Annotated in this window: 14 protein-coding genes; 9 read left to right on the top strand and 5 right to left on the bottom strand. The window is 44.4% G+C overall.

The features are described from left to right. The first annotated feature begins 148 nt into the window (after window positions 1-148). The gene (locus CHA6605_RS02375; protein ID WP_015157953.1) at window positions 149-1,003 is read left to right on the top strand and encodes an alpha/beta fold hydrolase; all 855 of its coding nucleotides are present in this window, start codon (window positions 149-151) and stop codon (window positions 1,001-1,003) included. A 100-nt stretch (window positions 1,004-1,103) separates the two neighbouring features. Here CHA6605_RS02375 and CHA6605_RS02370 read toward each other — a convergent pair whose 3' ends face one another. Next, window positions 1,104-1,880 (bottom strand): pantothenate kinase, encoded by a 777-nt coding sequence (locus CHA6605_RS02370; protein WP_015157952.1) that lies wholly within the window; start codon window positions 1,878-1,880, stop codon window positions 1,104-1,106. Window positions 1,881-1,951: 71 nt separating this feature from the next. Continuing rightward, window positions 1,952-3,436 (bottom strand): Asp-tRNA(Asn)/Glu-tRNA(Gln) amidotransferase subunit GatB, encoded by a 1,485-nt coding sequence (gatB, locus tag CHA6605_RS02365; RefSeq protein WP_015157951.1) that lies wholly within the window; start codon window positions 3,434-3,436, stop codon window positions 1,952-1,954. A 344-nt stretch (window positions 3,437-3,780) separates the two neighbouring features. Between gatB and CHA6605_RS31165 the strand changes: the two genes are divergently transcribed. Continuing rightward, window positions 3,781-5,076, top strand: coding sequence for a glycerate kinase type-2 family protein (locus CHA6605_RS31165; protein ID WP_015157950.1), 1,296 nt, complete (start codon window positions 3,781-3,783; stop codon window positions 5,074-5,076). A gap of 93 nt (window positions 5,077-5,169) precedes the next feature. Here CHA6605_RS31165 and moaA read toward each other — a convergent pair whose 3' ends face one another. From moaA to CHA6605_RS02345, 3 genes are all read right to left on the bottom strand, one after another. Continuing rightward, window positions 5,170-6,159: a GTP 3',8-cyclase MoaA gene (gene moaA, locus CHA6605_RS02355; protein ID WP_015157949.1), complete on the bottom strand. Its 990-nt coding sequence runs from the start codon at window positions 6,157-6,159 to the stop codon at window positions 5,170-5,172. A 221-nt stretch (window positions 6,160-6,380) separates the two neighbouring features. Beyond that, window positions 6,381-6,950 carry an NIF family HAD-type phosphatase gene (locus CHA6605_RS02350; protein WP_015157948.1) on the bottom strand — a complete coding sequence of 190 codons (570 nt, stop codon included), beginning with the start codon at window positions 6,948-6,950 and terminating at the stop codon, window positions 6,381-6,383. A 134-nt stretch (window positions 6,951-7,084) separates the two neighbouring features. Next, window positions 7,085-8,299, bottom strand: a complete 1,215-nt coding sequence (locus CHA6605_RS02345) for an alpha/beta hydrolase (protein ID WP_015157947.1) — start codon at window positions 8,297-8,299, stop codon at window positions 7,085-7,087. Between the two features lie 94 nt (window positions 8,300-8,393). Between CHA6605_RS02345 and CHA6605_RS02340 the strand changes: the two genes are divergently transcribed. From CHA6605_RS02340 to CHA6605_RS02310, 7 genes are all read left to right on the top strand, one after another. Further along, complete coding sequence (locus tag CHA6605_RS02340) at window positions 8,394-8,606, top strand: hypothetical protein (protein ID WP_015157946.1); 213 nt, start codon at window positions 8,394-8,396, stop codon at window positions 8,604-8,606. 284 nt (window positions 8,607-8,890) lie between these two features. Then, on the top strand, window positions 8,891-10,723 hold the full coding sequence (locus CHA6605_RS02335) for an NAD(P)H-quinone oxidoreductase subunit F (RefSeq protein WP_015157945.1): 1,833 nt from the start codon (window positions 8,891-8,893) through the stop codon (window positions 10,721-10,723). A 100-nt stretch (window positions 10,724-10,823) separates the two neighbouring features. Further along, the gene (locus tag CHA6605_RS02330; RefSeq protein WP_015157944.1) at window positions 10,824-11,534 is read left to right on the top strand and encodes a carbonic anhydrase; all 711 of its coding nucleotides are present in this window, start codon (window positions 10,824-10,826) and stop codon (window positions 11,532-11,534) included. A gap of 143 nt (window positions 11,535-11,677) precedes the next feature. Next, window positions 11,678-13,162: an NADH-quinone oxidoreductase subunit M gene (locus tag CHA6605_RS02325; RefSeq protein WP_015157943.1), complete on the top strand. Its 1,485-nt coding sequence runs from the start codon at window positions 11,678-11,680 to the stop codon at window positions 13,160-13,162. A gap of 391 nt (window positions 13,163-13,553) precedes the next feature. Further along, window positions 13,554-14,843 carry a CO2 hydration protein gene (locus CHA6605_RS02320; RefSeq protein ID WP_015157942.1) on the top strand — a complete coding sequence of 430 codons (1,290 nt, stop codon included), beginning with the start codon at window positions 13,554-13,556 and terminating at the stop codon, window positions 14,841-14,843. Between the two features lie 88 nt (window positions 14,844-14,931). Then, the gene (locus CHA6605_RS02315) at window positions 14,932-15,429 is read left to right on the top strand and encodes a GNAT family N-acetyltransferase (RefSeq protein WP_015157941.1); all 498 of its coding nucleotides are present in this window, start codon (window positions 14,932-14,934) and stop codon (window positions 15,427-15,429) included. A gap of 152 nt (window positions 15,430-15,581) precedes the next feature. After that, the gene (locus CHA6605_RS02310) at window positions 15,582-15,983 is read left to right on the top strand and encodes a fasciclin domain-containing protein (RefSeq protein WP_015157940.1); all 402 of its coding nucleotides are present in this window, start codon (window positions 15,582-15,584) and stop codon (window positions 15,981-15,983) included. Window positions 15,984-16,002 lie beyond the last annotated feature (19 nt).

Here is a 16,002-nt window from a genome sequence, read left to right as displayed (position 1 = left end):
CAGCAAATCTTATCATAAGCGATCGCGCACCAAAATTGCTAGTAGCTCGATCGGAATGTAGTTACACTCTACTATGATCTAGCTTAGGGTAGTATTGCAGCAACCAGCACGCTCTTTACTTAGCAACCTCCCCTAGTATTTAGCCCCTATGCTCTACCGCAGTTCTCACATTAAGCTCTCTACAGGCCAAATCTTCTGGCGCGAGGCGGGAGATCTCGATCGCCCCGTACTGATATTCTTGCATGGTAGTTGGCACGATAATCATCAATGGGAGCGGATTATCGAGCCACTAGCCCAGAAGAAGTTCCATTGCTTTGCTGTAGACTTGCTCGGATATGGTAATTCGACTGCCAATCGGGTACCAGACTCGATCGAATTAGAAGTAGCTGCGCTCCACGAGTTTTTGATGGCACTGAAGCTCCATCGTCCGGTTTATTTAATCGGACATTCGCTCGGTGCGTGGATTGCCTTGAGTTATACATTGAAATATCCAAATTTAGTGCGCGGCGTAGTGGCAATTTCTCCAGAAGGATATACACTTCCTAACTGGAAACAATACGGTCGATCGACAAAATTCTTACTCTCTCAACCCTGGCTATTTAAGTTGTGGTTAAATAGTTTACAGGTGATAACATCGATCGGCGATGATGTCGATCCCTTAGCCAAAAGACAAGCTTATTGGCGGTTTTTCAAGAAATATCCAACTACTTGTAAATTATTTTTTCAGCGATCGACTGCCAAGATTCGCCGCGAACTAGTTGCCGATCGATTATCTCTCTTTCGACCGCCATTTTTAGTCCTACAAAGCGACGCCGATGAGAGATCGGTCATGGAGCAAAGCCAAGCTTGCGCCCGCGCAGTGAAGAAATCTGAGTATAAATTAATTAAGTCGGCAGATTTTACTTTCCCTGAAGAATCGATGCCCTATATTGCCAAAGAAATTGAAAATTTTATCGATCGCATCCAGGCACAGATCGATCGAGAAGAGGTCGAATTATGGTAATAATTTAGCGATTTGTCACTAATTTACATTACCATAGATACTCAGACATCCGACTTCTTTAAGAAGTCATATGTCTAATTTACACGTATTTATTTACTAACTAGATCGATTTCAAAATTACTGATAATCCATGAAATAGTAAATGACGATCGAATCTTAAGGAATTGCGATAATTTAACTGTAAATTGCCTTGTACATATCCAGTCAAAAGTTCGCCATCTCCACCTGTAAAGACGATCTGACTCTTTGGAAATAACTGCTGCCAATCTCGAATAAAATCAATTAGTCCCGCACTAATTGTATGTAAAATACCGCTAGCGATCGAGCCTGGGGTATTGTCGCTCCAACGCGGCGGTAGCTCTGGGGGTAGTGTTATTTGTGGCAATGCAGCAGTACCCGAATATAAAGAGCTAATTTGTAATCTCAATCCTGGCAAAATCGCGCCGCCGATAAAACTATGCCGATCGTCAATACCTGTAATTGTTAATGCCGTCCCGCCGTCGATTACTAATACTGGATAACCATAAACTTCACCTGCACCGAAGGCTGCTAACGCTCGATCGATCCCGAGTGTCGGATAGAGATTTTGCATAGGAATATCGGACAAAGTAATTATTTGAGTTTGTGGTAATTTTTGCCAGATTTCTGTTTGAATGGGGACGACAGAAACAAGATAGATTGGAATTAAATCTACCTGAATTTTATGTTCTTTAATTAGTACTTGAAGATCGATCGAAAATGATTCTATAAATCGCTCTGGCGCGAGATATTCGGTATCCCAACTCGATTGGAGTTTGGTATTTAAAAACCAAGCCCAATGATAGCGCGAATTCCCGATCGCTAATCCAATCTGGATAATGTTAATAATAGCCTCCACGCTCGCTAATCCCTTAAAAAATCCCCTCCCAGGAGGGGATTTTTAACACAGCCTTCCGAGGAGAGGATTTTTCAACCGTTCAACTTTTTGGCTAGGATTTGATTGGCTAATTTTGGCTCGGCACGTCCGCCTGTTTGTTTCATTAGTTGCCCGACGAAGAAGCCTAAAAGTTTGGTTTTTCCGGCTTTATATTGCTCCAATTCTTTAGGATTGGCGGCGAGGAGTTCATCGACGATTTTTTCCAATTCCGCAGGATCGGAAATCGAAGTTAAGCCTTTGCTTTCAATTAAGGCTTGCACCGAACCGCCGTGCTCGAATAAGTCGGGGAGAATTTCTTTAGCAATCTTACCGTTGATGGTACCTTTGTCGATTAACCCGATTAATTCTGCCAACACTGTCGGCGTGAGGGGAATATCGCGAATGCTGACTTTTTGATTCTTGAGATAGGCGGTAATATCGCCCATTACCCAGTTAGCTGCTTGCTTGATATCCGCACCAGCGGCGATTGTGGCTTCGAGATATTCGGCGACAGATCGATCGTCAGTGAGGACTCGCGTATCATAGGGAGATAAGCCTAATTCCTCTTGATAACGATGGCGTTTTTCGACAGGTAATTCTGGGAGTTCGGCTTTCCAAGCGGCCTTTTGACTATCTGCCAAAATCATCGGCGTCAAGTCGGGTTCGGGGAAATAGCGATAATCGCTAGAGCCTTCCTTGCTCCGCATACTAATCGTGCGTTGCGTGCCTTCTTCCCACAATCTGGTTTCTTGGAAGATTGGCTCGTTATTACCGATTGCGGTAATTTGTCTGTCGATCTCATAATCGATCGCACGTTGAATCGCACTAAAGGAGTTCATATTCTTGATCTCGACTTTAACGCCAAATTCCTCGCGACCGACGGGACGCACGGAAATATTTACGTCGCAGCGGAGGGAACCTTCTTGCATGTTCCCGTCACCGACGCCGAGGTAGCGGATAATCCGGCGGATTTCTTGGGCGTATTCAGCCGCTTCGATACCGCTGCGAAGATCGGGTTCGGAGACGATTTCACACAGGGGGACGCCAGTGCGATTGTAATCTACCAGCGAGTAACTGGAGCCAGATAATCTGTCGCTACCGCCATGCACGAGCTTCCCGGCATCTTCTTCCATGTGCATCCGGGTGATGCCGATTTTCTTGCGGGTGGGATTGCCAGCGTCATCTAGGATTTCGATTTCTACCCAGCCATGCTCGGCGATGGGGAGATCGAATTGGGTAATTTGATAATTTTTGGGTAAGTCAGGATAAAAATATTGCTTGCGATCGAATTTACTATAGGCAGCAATCTGACAATTGAGAGCCAAACCCGCTTTGACAGCATACTCATATACTTTCTCGTTGAGTACTGGCAAAACTCCAGGCATTGCCGTACACACTGGGCAAATATTGTGGTTGGGGACAGAGCCAAATTCGGTGGAGCAGTTACAAAAAATCTTGGTAGCCGTGTTGAGTTGACAGTGAGTTTCTAACCCAATTACGGCTTCATACTGGATTTTGGTCGGGGTAGCTACGGTCATGCGCCTATAAAAAATTAGTGTAGAGCGATATATGCTCTTATTGTATCGCGATCGAGTATTTGACTATCCTCGATCGAGTCTGACTATCGCTAATCGTTCTTGTTCGATGCTGCGACTGGGATAAATAACGACTGCTCGCCAGCCATTAAATTACTCGCGGTAGCGGTAGGTGTAGATACCAATTTCGCTATTGAGCCTTTCATAGAGAAGGTTATCCCTCTAAAACTGGATTTCACAGAAGTAGACATTTCTCCTATTGTTGGGTGGTAAAAATACGCCAACGACAGTATTTATTACCCATCCCTCGAAACTAGACTAAATCAAAGACTTTACGGTTAAAGAATATGGAAGCTTTCATCGATCGATTAATTGCCGCTGCATTAGCTGCTGTCAACCCATATAACGCCATTCAAAATCATTTGCGACTAGATGGTGACGATCTGGTTATCAGCGATCGCGTAATTAATTTAAAAAATAAAGATATTCGGTGTGTTGCAGTCGGTAAAGCATCCGTGCCAATGGCTCGATCGCTCCACGAACTCCTTGGCAGTCGAATTCCTCAAGGATTAGTCATTACTAAATACGACCATTTAAAAGATGTTAAATTTCCGGCTAATTGGGAAACGATCGAGTCGGCACATCCAGTACCTGACGATCGTAGTTTAACTGCTGGCGATCGCGTGTGGGAATTACTTGCCGACTGTACGGAGCAAACATTAGTCCTCGCTTGTATCTCTGGCGGAGCCTCTGCTTTGATCGTCGCACCGCGTCCTTGCAATGCTTTAAAAGAACTACTAAATAGTCCGCCGACTGCCGAAATTAGTCAGGAAACTCAACAATTAATTCGGGCGGCTTTATCGAGCCAGTCGATCGATCTTAATATCCTCAACCCTACCGAAAATATTTCACTGCCAGCACTACAGGCGATTGGAATGGCACTATTAGGCAGTGGTTTATCGATCGAGAAAATTAATGCCGTGCGTTCGCAGATCGATAGATTGAAAGGTGGTTGTTTAGTCGAGCGGGTCGGAACGGGAAAAGTAATTAGCTTAATTTTATCAGATGTTATCGGCGATCCGATTGGTTCGATCGCGTCCGGTTTAACCAATCATCCGCGCGCGCACAATGTCTTAGTTGGCAATAATCTTCAAGCTTGTCAAGCTGTAGAACAAGCTGCCAGATCGCCAGAAATGGGTTATTATCCACAGATTGTTACCACTAAATGGGAAGGAGAAGCAAAAGAGCGTGGGGTAGAAATCGCCCAAAGAATTATTGCCGAACCCAGTAAAACCGTGTTAATTTATGGTGGCGAAACTACGGTTAATCTACCAGCAAACTGCACGGGTAAAGGTGGTCGCAATACCGAATTAGGATTGGCAGCCGCGATCGAATTAGCCAAATATAATGCCCCTGCATGGATAATTACCTTAGCAACCGATGGTACCGATGGGCCGACAGATGCGGCGGGAGCTATAGTAAATGAGACGACGATCGATCGCGCTTTGGCATTAGAATTGGATGCTAAAATAGCACTCGACCGACATGATAGTTATCCATTTTTTCAGCAATTGGGCGATCTACTTAAAACTGAGCCAACTGGTACTAATGTGGCAGATATTACGATCGCCATTCGCCCATGAGAGGATAGGGAATAGGGGATAGGGGATAGATCGGAGTGTAATACAGGCTCAATCCACAATCCACAATCCGCAATCCCCGCCATGCCATTTGTTTTAACCCCCAATCTGAGACATCGTTCGGTGATATACTCCAGTTTCACTGCCAGATTCGCGACCTTTATAGTTAATTTCTGGTTTGAGCGCGAGTAAATCTCTGACTTGCGAACACAATTGAGTGGTAGAGACACCGTTGCGTAGTGCGGTTTTGAGATCTAGTTGTCCGGTTTCGTTGAGCAGGCACGGACGCAACCAGCCATCCGCAGATAGCCGCATTCGATTGCACCTGTCGCAAAAGCATTCGGACATCTGACTGATAAACCCGAGCGTCCCTTTCGCACCAGGGATGGTAAAGACATCCGCAGGGCCATTTCCTTGCACTTGTGCCTCAGTTAAACCCCATTTTTCGCGAATTTGGTGGCGGATCGATTCTGAAGATACCCACCCCCGATCGCTAAATAACTCATCGTTACCGATTGGCATAAACTCTATAAAGCGGACGTGCCACTGTTTATCAATGCTCAGAGCGGCTAAATCCAATACTTCTGTATCGTTCACACCTGGGATGACCACAACGTTTAATTTTAGGGGTGTAAATCCCGCGCGATCGGCAGCTAGAATCCCGTTCCAGACCTGTTGCCAGCGGGATTTACCAACGTTGCCGACAATCCGATCGAAGGTGGCTTCATGAAGGGAATCGAGGCTGATATTGACGCGTCTGAGTCCGGCTCGGTACAAGTCTTCGGCCATGCCAGCCAGTAAAAAGGCATTGGTAGTTACAGATAAATCTTGCGTCTGTGGAAGATTGGCGATCGATCGCACGATCTCAACAATGCCACTGCGTAATAATGGTTCGCCACCAGTTAGTCGAAAACGATTAAAGCCGACCGGAATAAATACTTCCCGAATCAAAGTCAACAGCTCGTCATCAGTCAAAAGTTGCTGGCGGTGGAGATACTCTAGTTCTGCTCCTTCCGGCATACAGTATTGGCATCGAAAGTTGCACCGATCGATGAGGCTAATCCGTAAGTAATTTACCTGGTTCATCTTTCTATTGTTACCGATCGATTGTCGATCGTGGGCAAAATCTCTACAAATATTCAGGTGTCAGCTTTACCTCATTACCATCAGTTCGCTCGATTGGCCGATCTGAGCTTCAATTCGATCGAGTTTGACTTCTGACATTTACTTTTTAGATTTGATTCTAACACTCCAAATCAGAGGTGGTCTCTATTTTGGAATATATATTAATAAATTGGGTCGTTTGTTTATGTACAAACCTGTTGTCGCCACTTTCTTTTCTCGATCGATCGAACATTTTCTACGTTTTTAAGTTCCTCTAGATAAATGAGTAAATACTTTAATTCTATGTCAGATTCATCTCCTTCAAAAGGATCGATTCTGACTAAGTTACCATAACTTTGTTCCCATTTCTTGGGAGTATCATCAACTGCGATAATCGATTCTAACTTATAGCCACGTCGTTTGACTTTTTTTAGTGGTTTGCGCGAGTAATATGAGGGATAACCACCGTCGATGAGATCGTAATTATAATTGTAGGCGATCGAACAGCGATCGCTAGCCCAGACAAACTTTAGAGCTTGTGGGTCGGGAAAGATCGCAGCTACAACGGCAGTAGCATAGTCAGATCCAGAAGATGTCCAAATTGCCACATTAAACCACTCCAGACAAGTTGCAAGAAAAATATCTAGGTATGGACGCTTGTAAATGGCATAGTCATACACGTAAAAATCTGGCAATCCGATCGATGGTGTTTCGGTTGCATAAACTAGAGTTTCATCGAGATCGAGAATTAATAATTTTTTGGTAGCAGCCACAGCAATCGATTAATAACTATATAAATATATTGCCACCACAACTAGCTAGATATTATCATGGCATTTATTCCTATTTCTCACAAGGTACGAATTAGCCTAACCTTCCAAGTATAAGCATTATCAATTATCAACTATCAATTAATTAAAGCCCAAGCTAAAAATCGCTCGGTATAGTAGAGTGCGAGTTGATTGCTCACTCCCGAAAAAACAGCATCAAAAGCATGATCTGCCCAAGGAATTTCGATGAAAATGGTGCGATTTCCTTGCGATCGCAATTGTTGCGCGAGGTACTTACCATACTTGGATTCGATAATGTGGTCTTTGCCGCCGTAGATGAGCAGAGATGGTGGTAGAGCGGGTTTGACAGCGTTAATTGGGGAAGCTTGGCGGTAAAGTTCGGGAACGGTTTGCGGGGTGCCGCCGAGGAAGGCGCGCAGTGTGGCGCGAGACTCGATCGGATCGGGAGTAGGGACATCTTCGTAACCAGCCGTCAGATTGACAGGGCCATAATAATTGACAACGGCGCGAATGGGCAGCGGTGGATCTTGGTAAGCTGCTAAGGTTGCTAGTTGCGCGCCAGCCGATCGACCGATGAGTGCGACACGATCGAGATCGGTTTCATTTTCAGCACCATATTTTTTAATAAATGTTAATGCCGAGCGCACATCTTCAATCTGAGTGGGGAAGCGATAAGCAGGTGCATGGCGATAATCGATCGCCCACACCACATAACCTTGAGCAGCGATATAACGGTTGAAAGTATCGTCACTATCGGGGCTACCGCGTTGCCAAGCACCGCCATAAATTGACACGATCGCTGGGTATTTGCCGACCTGGAGCGGTCGATAGATATTCATCGTCAGCTTGACGCCATCGGGATTGGCAAAGGGAATCGCTCGATCGATCCTGACTTTGGGAATCGGAATTTTGCGCCAGATATCGGCAATAATCAGGGGTTGCGATCGCAGTTTGGGCATAATTTCCGGCGGAATATTTTTAAGATAGTCTCGCCCCAAACTTGACTCGATCGCGGCTTGTGCTTGTTGTTGGACTGTAGAAAATTGCAGTAATGGCCGCGCACTCAAGCCTAATGCTAAACCGCTCAAAGATAATGTAAATAGAAACAATCGCCAGTATCGAAAACCTCTCAACCAGAAGATCGTCACGATCGCGATCGCGACCAAAATATTTAATAGCAGTAATCCCGGACTGATTTCTGGCGCGCCCACACTAAGAGGAAGGAGTGAGAAAATCGGCGCGGGGACGATAATCCACAGACTCAAAAACAAGCCTACAAATAACAGCAGTCCCACCAGCCAGATACTAACAATCGGTAAAACTTTTTTCATCGTTTGCGCTATGAGCGTCGATTTGGACTCCAGAAATCGGGATAAGCTGTAGTTAGACTAACACCAAAGATCGAGAAAATGTAGCGATTGATAGATGGAAAGAGTTATTCCCCACGATTTTACAATCCAGACCGAACGATGTCTGCTGCGCCGTCCGTCTAGTGACGATATTCCCCATTTTGCAGCTACCCACTTTGCTGGCTTTAATGATGGAATGCAATGGGAGCCACCAGCAACGATCGCTAGCCGAGACTTGAGTTTTCAGGCTGAGACAAACTATCGATCTCAGTTCGTGCAGGCAGACTAGATAGTGAGCAGCAGAAGTTAAGCTCCCCGATCCCCGATCCCCGATCCCCGATCCCCACAAAATATTAACTCGATCCCCGCCAAAACTACTAGATTAAGGGTACGTCTATAGATTAAAATCTAACTTAAAAATAGATCGATCTCGATACATAGTATACATCAGGAAAACTTAGCTCAAATATTGAGCAAAACTCTATGTTAGACCTATCTTTTAGAGAAGTTTTCGATTATTCTTTGGGATAGAGATGCAAAAGATTTAAATCAATAATTTATAGAGTAAACTCTATGTATGACATAGTTATCCAAACAGCATGGTTAATTCCGTGCTACCCACTCTTCGGAGCTATCTTGGCACTGCCTTGGTCTTTAGGCTGGTCGGGGGAACTCGGCACTAGACCAGCAGGTTATGTGAATATTCTGATGGCGGGGATCGCCTTCATTCATTCAGTGGTATCCCTAGTAATTGGTTGGGACTTGCCCTCACAAGAAATAAGTTATAGTTGGCTGCATACTAGCACCCTAGATATTAATTTCCCAATTCAGGTTTCGGCGATTACGTTGACTGCTGTGAGTGTCGTTGCGGGCATCAATTTTGTCTCGCAGATCTATAGCGTGGGCTATCTAGAGATGGATTGGAGCTGGGCGCGATTCTTCTCACTGATGAATTGTTTCGGTGCGGGAATTTGCGGTTTGGTGCTATCAAATTCGCTATTTTTTACTTATGTTTTTCTCGAATTGCTAACTCTAGCGACTTATTTATTAGTCGGCTTTTGGTTTGCTCAATCGCTGGTAATTACTGGCGCGCGGGATGCGTTTTGGACGAAGCGAGTGGGCGATATTATCCTGCTGATGGGCGTAATTGCCATTTATCCGATCGCCGGAACGTGGAATTTTACCGAGTTAGCAACTTGGTCGCAAACGGCAAAATTAGACCCGACAGTAGCCTTATTACTGGGTTTATCTCTCAGCGCAGGCCCGTTGGGTAAATGCGCTCAGATTCCCTTCCAGCTATGGCTGGATGAAGCCATGGAAGCACCAATTCCGGCCACGGTATTGCGGAATGCGGTGGTTGTCGGTGCGGGGGCGTTTGTATTAATTAAACTATCTCCAGTGATTTCGCTATCGCCGATTTTATTAACTACGCTAGTAATTTTAGGCGTATCGACGGCGATTTGTTGTTCGCTAATCGCGATCGCCCAGGTCGATATGAAGCGGGTACTTTCCTATACATTGAGTGCTTATATCGGTTTGGTATTTATCGCGATCGGCACCCAAAATTTAGACTCTGCTAGATTTATTTTGTTCAACGAGTCCTTTGGGATGTCTTTGCTATACATGGGCATCGGTGCGATTATTTGGACGAATGTTACTCAAGATTTAACCCAGTTAGGTGGTTTATGGTCGCGCCGTCCTTTTACTGGATCTGCGCTCTTAGTCGCGATCGCGTCTTTTATTGCACTACCGCCTTTGGGTGGATTTTGGGGCTTTTTACAATTAATCGATGGTTTATGGTTAGAGCAACCTTGGTTAGTGGGCGTAATTTTAATTGTAAATACACTCACATCATTTAGCTTGACTCGATTATTTTGTATGATTTTCTTGGGTAAAGTCAAACCAATGAGCGAACGATCGGTCGAGCCGTTTTGGTTGATTAGTTTACCTGTCATTACTACCGCTGTTTTTATCTGCCATCTGCCACTTATGTTACGCAATCTCGATTTATTACCGAGTTGGGGTGCATTAGATACGATGTTTGCGCCGTTGTTAGTATGGTCGAGTATTTCGGGCATTACGATTAGTGCTGTAATTTATAGTGTCAATGCCATCCCCAAACCCGTGAAGCTACCGATGCCTGCAATTCAGAACTTTTTTGCATATGATTTCTACGTCCAGCGTTTTTATCAATTGACAATCGTGTTGCTAGTAGCAACTAGCGCGCGGATTACTAATTGGTTCGATCGATATATTGTCGATGGATTCGTTAATATCATTGGTTTGGGGACATTATTTGGCGGACAGACTCTCAAATATACAACTTCCGGACAATCGCAGTTTTATGTTTTGGTGGCTTTTACTGGCATTATATTGGTCGGCCTAATGATGGGATTATTTGTCTAAAGGTAAGTGATACATTTCGGTATATAATGAGTAACGAAGTTGTTATATACTTGAATTTTTCATTTGTTTTAAATAATTAAATAATCAAATCATCATTACCATGAAAGGAAAAATCATTAACTCTGTATCTCGTCGCAATTTGTTTAAATTCGGTGCTACTGCTGTGGGTAGTGGTTTAATTACTAGTAAATTGGGACTAAACTTATTCGATGCTCCAGCCGCAGATGCGAAACAAAGGTTAACACCCGATTTAGCTGTTGCTGAATTATTGCAAGGTAATAAACGATTTTCTAGTCAAAAAATAAACCAACCCAATCGGGGTTCTTTTCGGTTGCGAGAAGTTGCTAGCGGTCAGAAACCATTTGCCGCAATTTTAGGTTGTGCTGATTCGCGCGTCCCCGCCGAGATCGTTTTCGACCAAGGATTGGGCGATTTATTTGTAGTTAGGGTGGCGGGTAATGTAGCTACACCAGAAGAAATTGGTAGTCTAGAATACGGTACTTTAGTATTGGGCGCAAAAGTAATTTTAGTATTAGGACATCAGAAATGTGGTGCTGTGAAGGCAGCAATGGATAACCAACCAGTTCCCGGACAAATTGGTAGTGTTCTCAAGCACATTAAAACCTTGAAAGTTGCTAGCACAAATGAATCAGGCGATCTATTAAGGGCGACGACTATTGCTAATATCAAAAATCAAATTGCTACGCTCAAAGCTTCGCCTGTAGTAACTGATTTAATTAATAGCGGCAAGCTCAAAATTATCGGTGGTTTTTATAGTCTTGATACTGGAATTGTTACCCAAGTTGCTTAAATATTCATAAAGCGTAGCTGCTTTTAGACGCAGCGGCTATAACATCGATTTGACGGGCAATTTGAACTAATTAGTAATAGATTTTACTATGAAATTATTAGTTTACTTGCCCATCTTGCATAAAAATGGAAATATAAATAATTATGTTAAGTTCTATTGTCTGGCTGCCCGTTTTGGGTGCGATTTTAATTGGAATTTTACCTGGATTTAGTCGTTCGATCGCCTTGGCTATTTCGGGCTTGACTTTAGCAGTCACGATCGCGATCGCAGCGATGTTTAACTATCAAAATACTGGATTACAATTTGTCGAGCATTTCACTTGGATCGAGCCGTTGGGCTTAGATTATCAGTTGGGTATCGATGGTTTATCTTTACCGCTGGTCATCCTCAATATTTTACTAGTTTTACTATCCGTACAAGCAACTAGCAAAAATACCGAACGCCCTCGATTATTTTATGCCTTAATGCTATTAGTCAGCACGGCAATTACTGGCGCATTTCTCGCTCAGAATTTACTATTATTCTTCTTGTTTTATGAGTTGGAGCTAATTCCACTCTACTTATTGATTGCCATTTGGGGCGGCGAGAAGCGCGGCTACGCGGCAACCAAATTTCTGATTTATCAGGCATTATCGGGCATTATCTTACTTGCAGGTTTCTTAAGCTGGGCGTGGTTTACCAAAACTGGTGACTTTAATTATCAGTCATTAGCAGCAACTCATTTACCTGCCAATCTACAACTCTTATTCCTAAGTATTATCGTCCTCGGTTTTGGCATTAAAATGCCGCTGGTGCCCTTTCATACATGGCTGCCCGATGCCTATGTCGAGGCATCGACACCCGTTTCGATGTTGTTAGGTGGCATTGTCTCCAAGTTGGGTACTTATGGACTGATCCGCTTTGGTTTGGGTTTATTTCCCGATGCGTGGGTAATTGTCGCGCCGTGGTTAGCTCTGATTTCGGTAGTTACTGCCGTATATGGTAGCCTGATCGCGATCGCGCAAACCGATATCAAGAAAACAATCGCGTATAGTTCTGTCGCTCACTTGAGTTATGTACTCCTCGCCACCGCCGCTGGCAATTCTTTGAGCCTGCTGGGTGCCGTTTATCAAATGGTCGCACATGGTTTGATTTTGGCTCTATTATTCAACCTCGTCGGTATCATGGAAGCCAAAACTGGCTCGCGCGATCTCAACCAACTCCACGGCTTGCTCAATCCCAAACGGGGCTTACCTTTTGTCGGAGCTATGGCGATTTTAACCATGATGGCAAGTGCGGGTATTCCAGGAATGGTAGGCTTTATCGGCGAATTTCTCTCCTTCCAGGGTAGCTACATCGCTTTCCCAATTGCGACACTGATCTGTTTGGCGAGTACGGGTTTGACATCTGTCTACTTCATCATCATCATCAATCGCACCCTGTTTGGCAAATTAGCTGAAGATCTCACATATTTACCCAAAGTGGCAGGTTACGAACGCATTCCCGCGATCGTACTTGCTACGCTGATTATCTTACTCGGCATCCAACCAAACATCATTATCTCTCACACCCAAATTTCCACCGACGCCATCGTCGCTAGTCTCCCTCAAGCAGGTACCCAAATCGCTGAAATAGAAATTAGCAAATAATCTGCCCCCTAATATTAAATCCCCTCCCAGGAGCTACCGTGTATACACATCTCTGGAAAAAAGCGAGATTGGTGAAAATCCCCCTTAAATAAGGGGGACTTCCGGTTCCCCCTTTTTAAGGGGGGTTAGGGGGGATTCAGATCTAGAAGCAAAGTCCAACAGACTTGTGTATACACGGCAGCTCCCAGGAGGGGTGCCCGAAGGGCTGCTGGTCAGGTGACCCGCCCAGTGGGGTGGGAAGATCTCCGCAGCACCTCTAACAGACTTTACATGCAACGTAGGGGCTAGTGAGAAGGGCGGGTTTGATTGAGATTGCTAGTAAGAGTGAGATCGATCTCATAAACCCGCCCCTACGAATCTAATAATGTATCTGAATTAATCCAAAATCGCCATGACAGCAACCATCACCACCCAATTACCACCGTCCAACCATCAATTCGCCGACGTCATCCATCGCCTCGAAGCTGGTGGCGCGATGCTCCCAGATACGCCCGAAAACTTGATGCAAATCATCGGCTTATACAAAGCCTACGCCGTCCCGATGGACTTCTACTGGCGCGACTTGCTCTACATCGCCGAACGCGTTTTCCTCAACCCGCTACCCGCCTTTAAATACTTCCTCCCGCAAGAATATTTAGACTTACCCAATCACTATGCAGGCGATACCGCCGACTTGCGGATCTGGCAAAAAGGCTCGGCTTCAGCTCATCCAGAACTACTCGAATTTATGGAAAATGGGCGCAGTACCAAAATGCCCAAACTTTTCCATCACTTATTGCACGATCGGATTAATATGGAGTTTGCCGAAGCCTGTATGCAAGCGATGTACTGGCATCGGGGTATGGGTGGGCGGTTCGATCCTTATCTAGATACCGAAGAATACAAGCAAAATGCGGATCGAGCTATTAAAGCATATTTCAAAGGCAATCCCGCCATGCTGGCGGCGTACAAACTCTTCCCCGATATGTTTATCGAGCAGGTGCGGGTACTGTCCTATTATTCTAATTTAGGACTGTTTTGGGAAGTAATGGCTCCGGTATTTTTTGAAATGAGCGATTTGTATGATGAGGGCAAAATTGCCTCTGTTCCCGATGCGATGAATTTCCTAGTTAATGGCATCTTTGCCGTCGCTGGTAGACCGATTTATCATCACGTTTACATCGATGGGGAAATGTTTGAAATCATCCCCAAATCGGTAGGATTTACCTGGTTGTATGAGGCGGCTTTACCCTATGTCGAAGCCGTATTTTATCGGACTGCACCATTTAGAGGCACTAAATCTTATAATGCTCAAGCCGAGCAAGTGCCCGCAGAACAAGCCGATTTCCACTATGGAATTTTATATGCCGATGTCAATCCCGTCGGTAGTGCTGGCATTCCACCGACATTATTGATGGATGATATGTATCATTTCTTGCCGCAATATCTACTCGATTATTACGAAAAACATTGTCGGGGCAAAGATGATATGTTGGTGCAATTGGGTGTAAGTTTCCAGCGATCGATGTACTGCGTTACTTCGGCAGTAATCCAGGCTTTACGAGGCGCATTACTTTATCCTTTAGACGATACCAATCCCAAACATTTAGAGAAAAATCGTAAATTCTTTGAAGCCCAAATCGACAGGTTTAAGCGTCCTGAAGCTCGGCTCTCAGACATTCAAAGTCAAGATTATCGTTAATTGGTGCGCCAGATAGCTTACTTCGAGAAGATTGTGAGACGATCGCTCTCAAGTAAGCTAAAATATGTCGAAAATCATCCAATAAGTTATGACGATAGATACATCCACGATCGAAGTAATTGAAGCAGATTTAACTGTTGCCGAACACGCTCTGGCTGTCATAACATTGATGGATGAATACGCAAGCGACCCGATGGGTGGCAGTAGGGGATTGTCTGATTATGTAAAAACTCATCTAATTTCCGAATTAACCAAACGAAAGACTAGTTATGTGATTCTCGCTTTTGTAGAGCGAAAACCAGCCGGATTAATTATTTGTTTTGAAGGATTTTCTACTTTTGCTTGTCAACCGTTATTGAATATTCATGACGCGATCGTCTCGTTGCCGTATAGAGGTTTAGGATTATCTAAATTAATGTTGCAATTTGCCGAACAAATTGCCGTCGATTTAGGCTGTTGCAAACTGACGCTGGAAGTTTTGGAGCATAACTATATCGCTCAAAAAGCATATCGATCGTTTGGATTTGAAGGCTACGCACTCAATCCCCAACTGGGCAAAGCTCTATTTTGGGAGAAAAAGTTGTGAAAGATTTTAATATACACCGTAGGGTGGGCACTGCCCACCAACATCTCGATCGATTGTAAAAATCGATCGAGAACAAGAGACATTGAGCTAGTTGTATTTAAATATGTGGGCAGTGCCCACCCTACAAAATAGATAAATTCAGGATAAATAAAATGCCAAATATTGTAGAAATTGCAGTTAGTAACGATAACTTTAAAACCCTCGTCGCTGCCGTCCAAGCAGCCGGATTAGTCGAAGCATTACAATCACCTGGGCCATTTACCGTATTTGCCCCCGTCGATGCTGCCTTTGCGGCATTACCCCCTGGTACAGTCCAAACTTTAGTCCAAAACCCACCCCAACTAGCCCGCATCCTCAAATTTCATGTAGTAGCAGGAAAGTTTACCCAAGCCGACCTCGCTAAACTCGGAAAGGTAGACTCGCTCGAAGGTTCGCCAATTTCGATCGATTGTAGTGATGGCTTCGAGGTCAAAAACTCAACGGTCATCGCCGCAGATATTGAAGCCGACAATGGAATTATTCATGTTATCGATCGAGTAATATTAATGGGGTAGAGATTATGTATTGGCATTG

Source organism: Chamaesiphon minutus PCC 6605 (genome assembly GCF_000317145.1).
Taxonomy (GTDB): Bacteria; Cyanobacteriota; Cyanobacteriia; order Cyanobacteriales; family Chamaesiphonaceae; genus Chamaesiphon; species Chamaesiphon minutus.
This window is presented reverse-complemented; position numbering and strand designations above follow the sequence as displayed.

What these genes read in the sequence shown, in the direction of transcription:
- CHA6605_RS02330 (WP_015157944.1), top strand. Translation starts at nt 10,824, where the DNA reads ATGAAAGGAAAAATCATTAACTCTGTATCTCGTCGCAATTTGTTTAAA.
- gatB (WP_015157951.1), bottom strand. Translation starts at nt 3,436, where the DNA reads ATGACCGTAGCTACCCCGACCAAAATCCAGTATGAAGCCGTAATTGGG.
- CHA6605_RS02335 (WP_015157945.1), top strand. Translation starts at nt 8,891, where the DNA reads ATGTATGACATAGTTATCCAAACAGCATGGTTAATTCCGTGCTACCCA.
- CHA6605_RS02325 (WP_015157943.1), top strand. Translation starts at nt 11,678, where the DNA reads ATGTTAAGTTCTATTGTCTGGCTGCCCGTTTTGGGTGCGATTTTAATT.
- CHA6605_RS02315 (WP_015157941.1), top strand. Translation starts at nt 14,932, where the DNA reads ATGACGATAGATACATCCACGATCGAAGTAATTGAAGCAGATTTAACT.
- CHA6605_RS02310 (WP_015157940.1), top strand. Translation starts at nt 15,582, where the DNA reads ATGCCAAATATTGTAGAAATTGCAGTTAGTAACGATAACTTTAAAACC.
- CHA6605_RS02375 (WP_015157953.1), top strand. Translation starts at nt 149, where the DNA reads ATGCTCTACCGCAGTTCTCACATTAAGCTCTCTACAGGCCAAATCTTC.
- CHA6605_RS02340 (WP_015157946.1), top strand. Translation starts at nt 8,394, where the DNA reads ATGGAAAGAGTTATTCCCCACGATTTTACAATCCAGACCGAACGATGT.
- CHA6605_RS02320 (WP_015157942.1), top strand. Translation starts at nt 13,554, where the DNA reads ATGACAGCAACCATCACCACCCAATTACCACCGTCCAACCATCAATTC.
- CHA6605_RS02345 (WP_015157947.1), bottom strand. Translation starts at nt 8,299, where the DNA reads ATGAAAAAAGTTTTACCGATTGTTAGTATCTGGCTGGTGGGACTGCTG.
- moaA (WP_015157949.1), bottom strand. Translation starts at nt 6,159, where the DNA reads ATGAACCAGGTAAATTACTTACGGATTAGCCTCATCGATCGGTGCAAC.
- CHA6605_RS31165 (WP_015157950.1), top strand. Translation starts at nt 3,781, where the DNA reads ATGGAAGCTTTCATCGATCGATTAATTGCCGCTGCATTAGCTGCTGTC.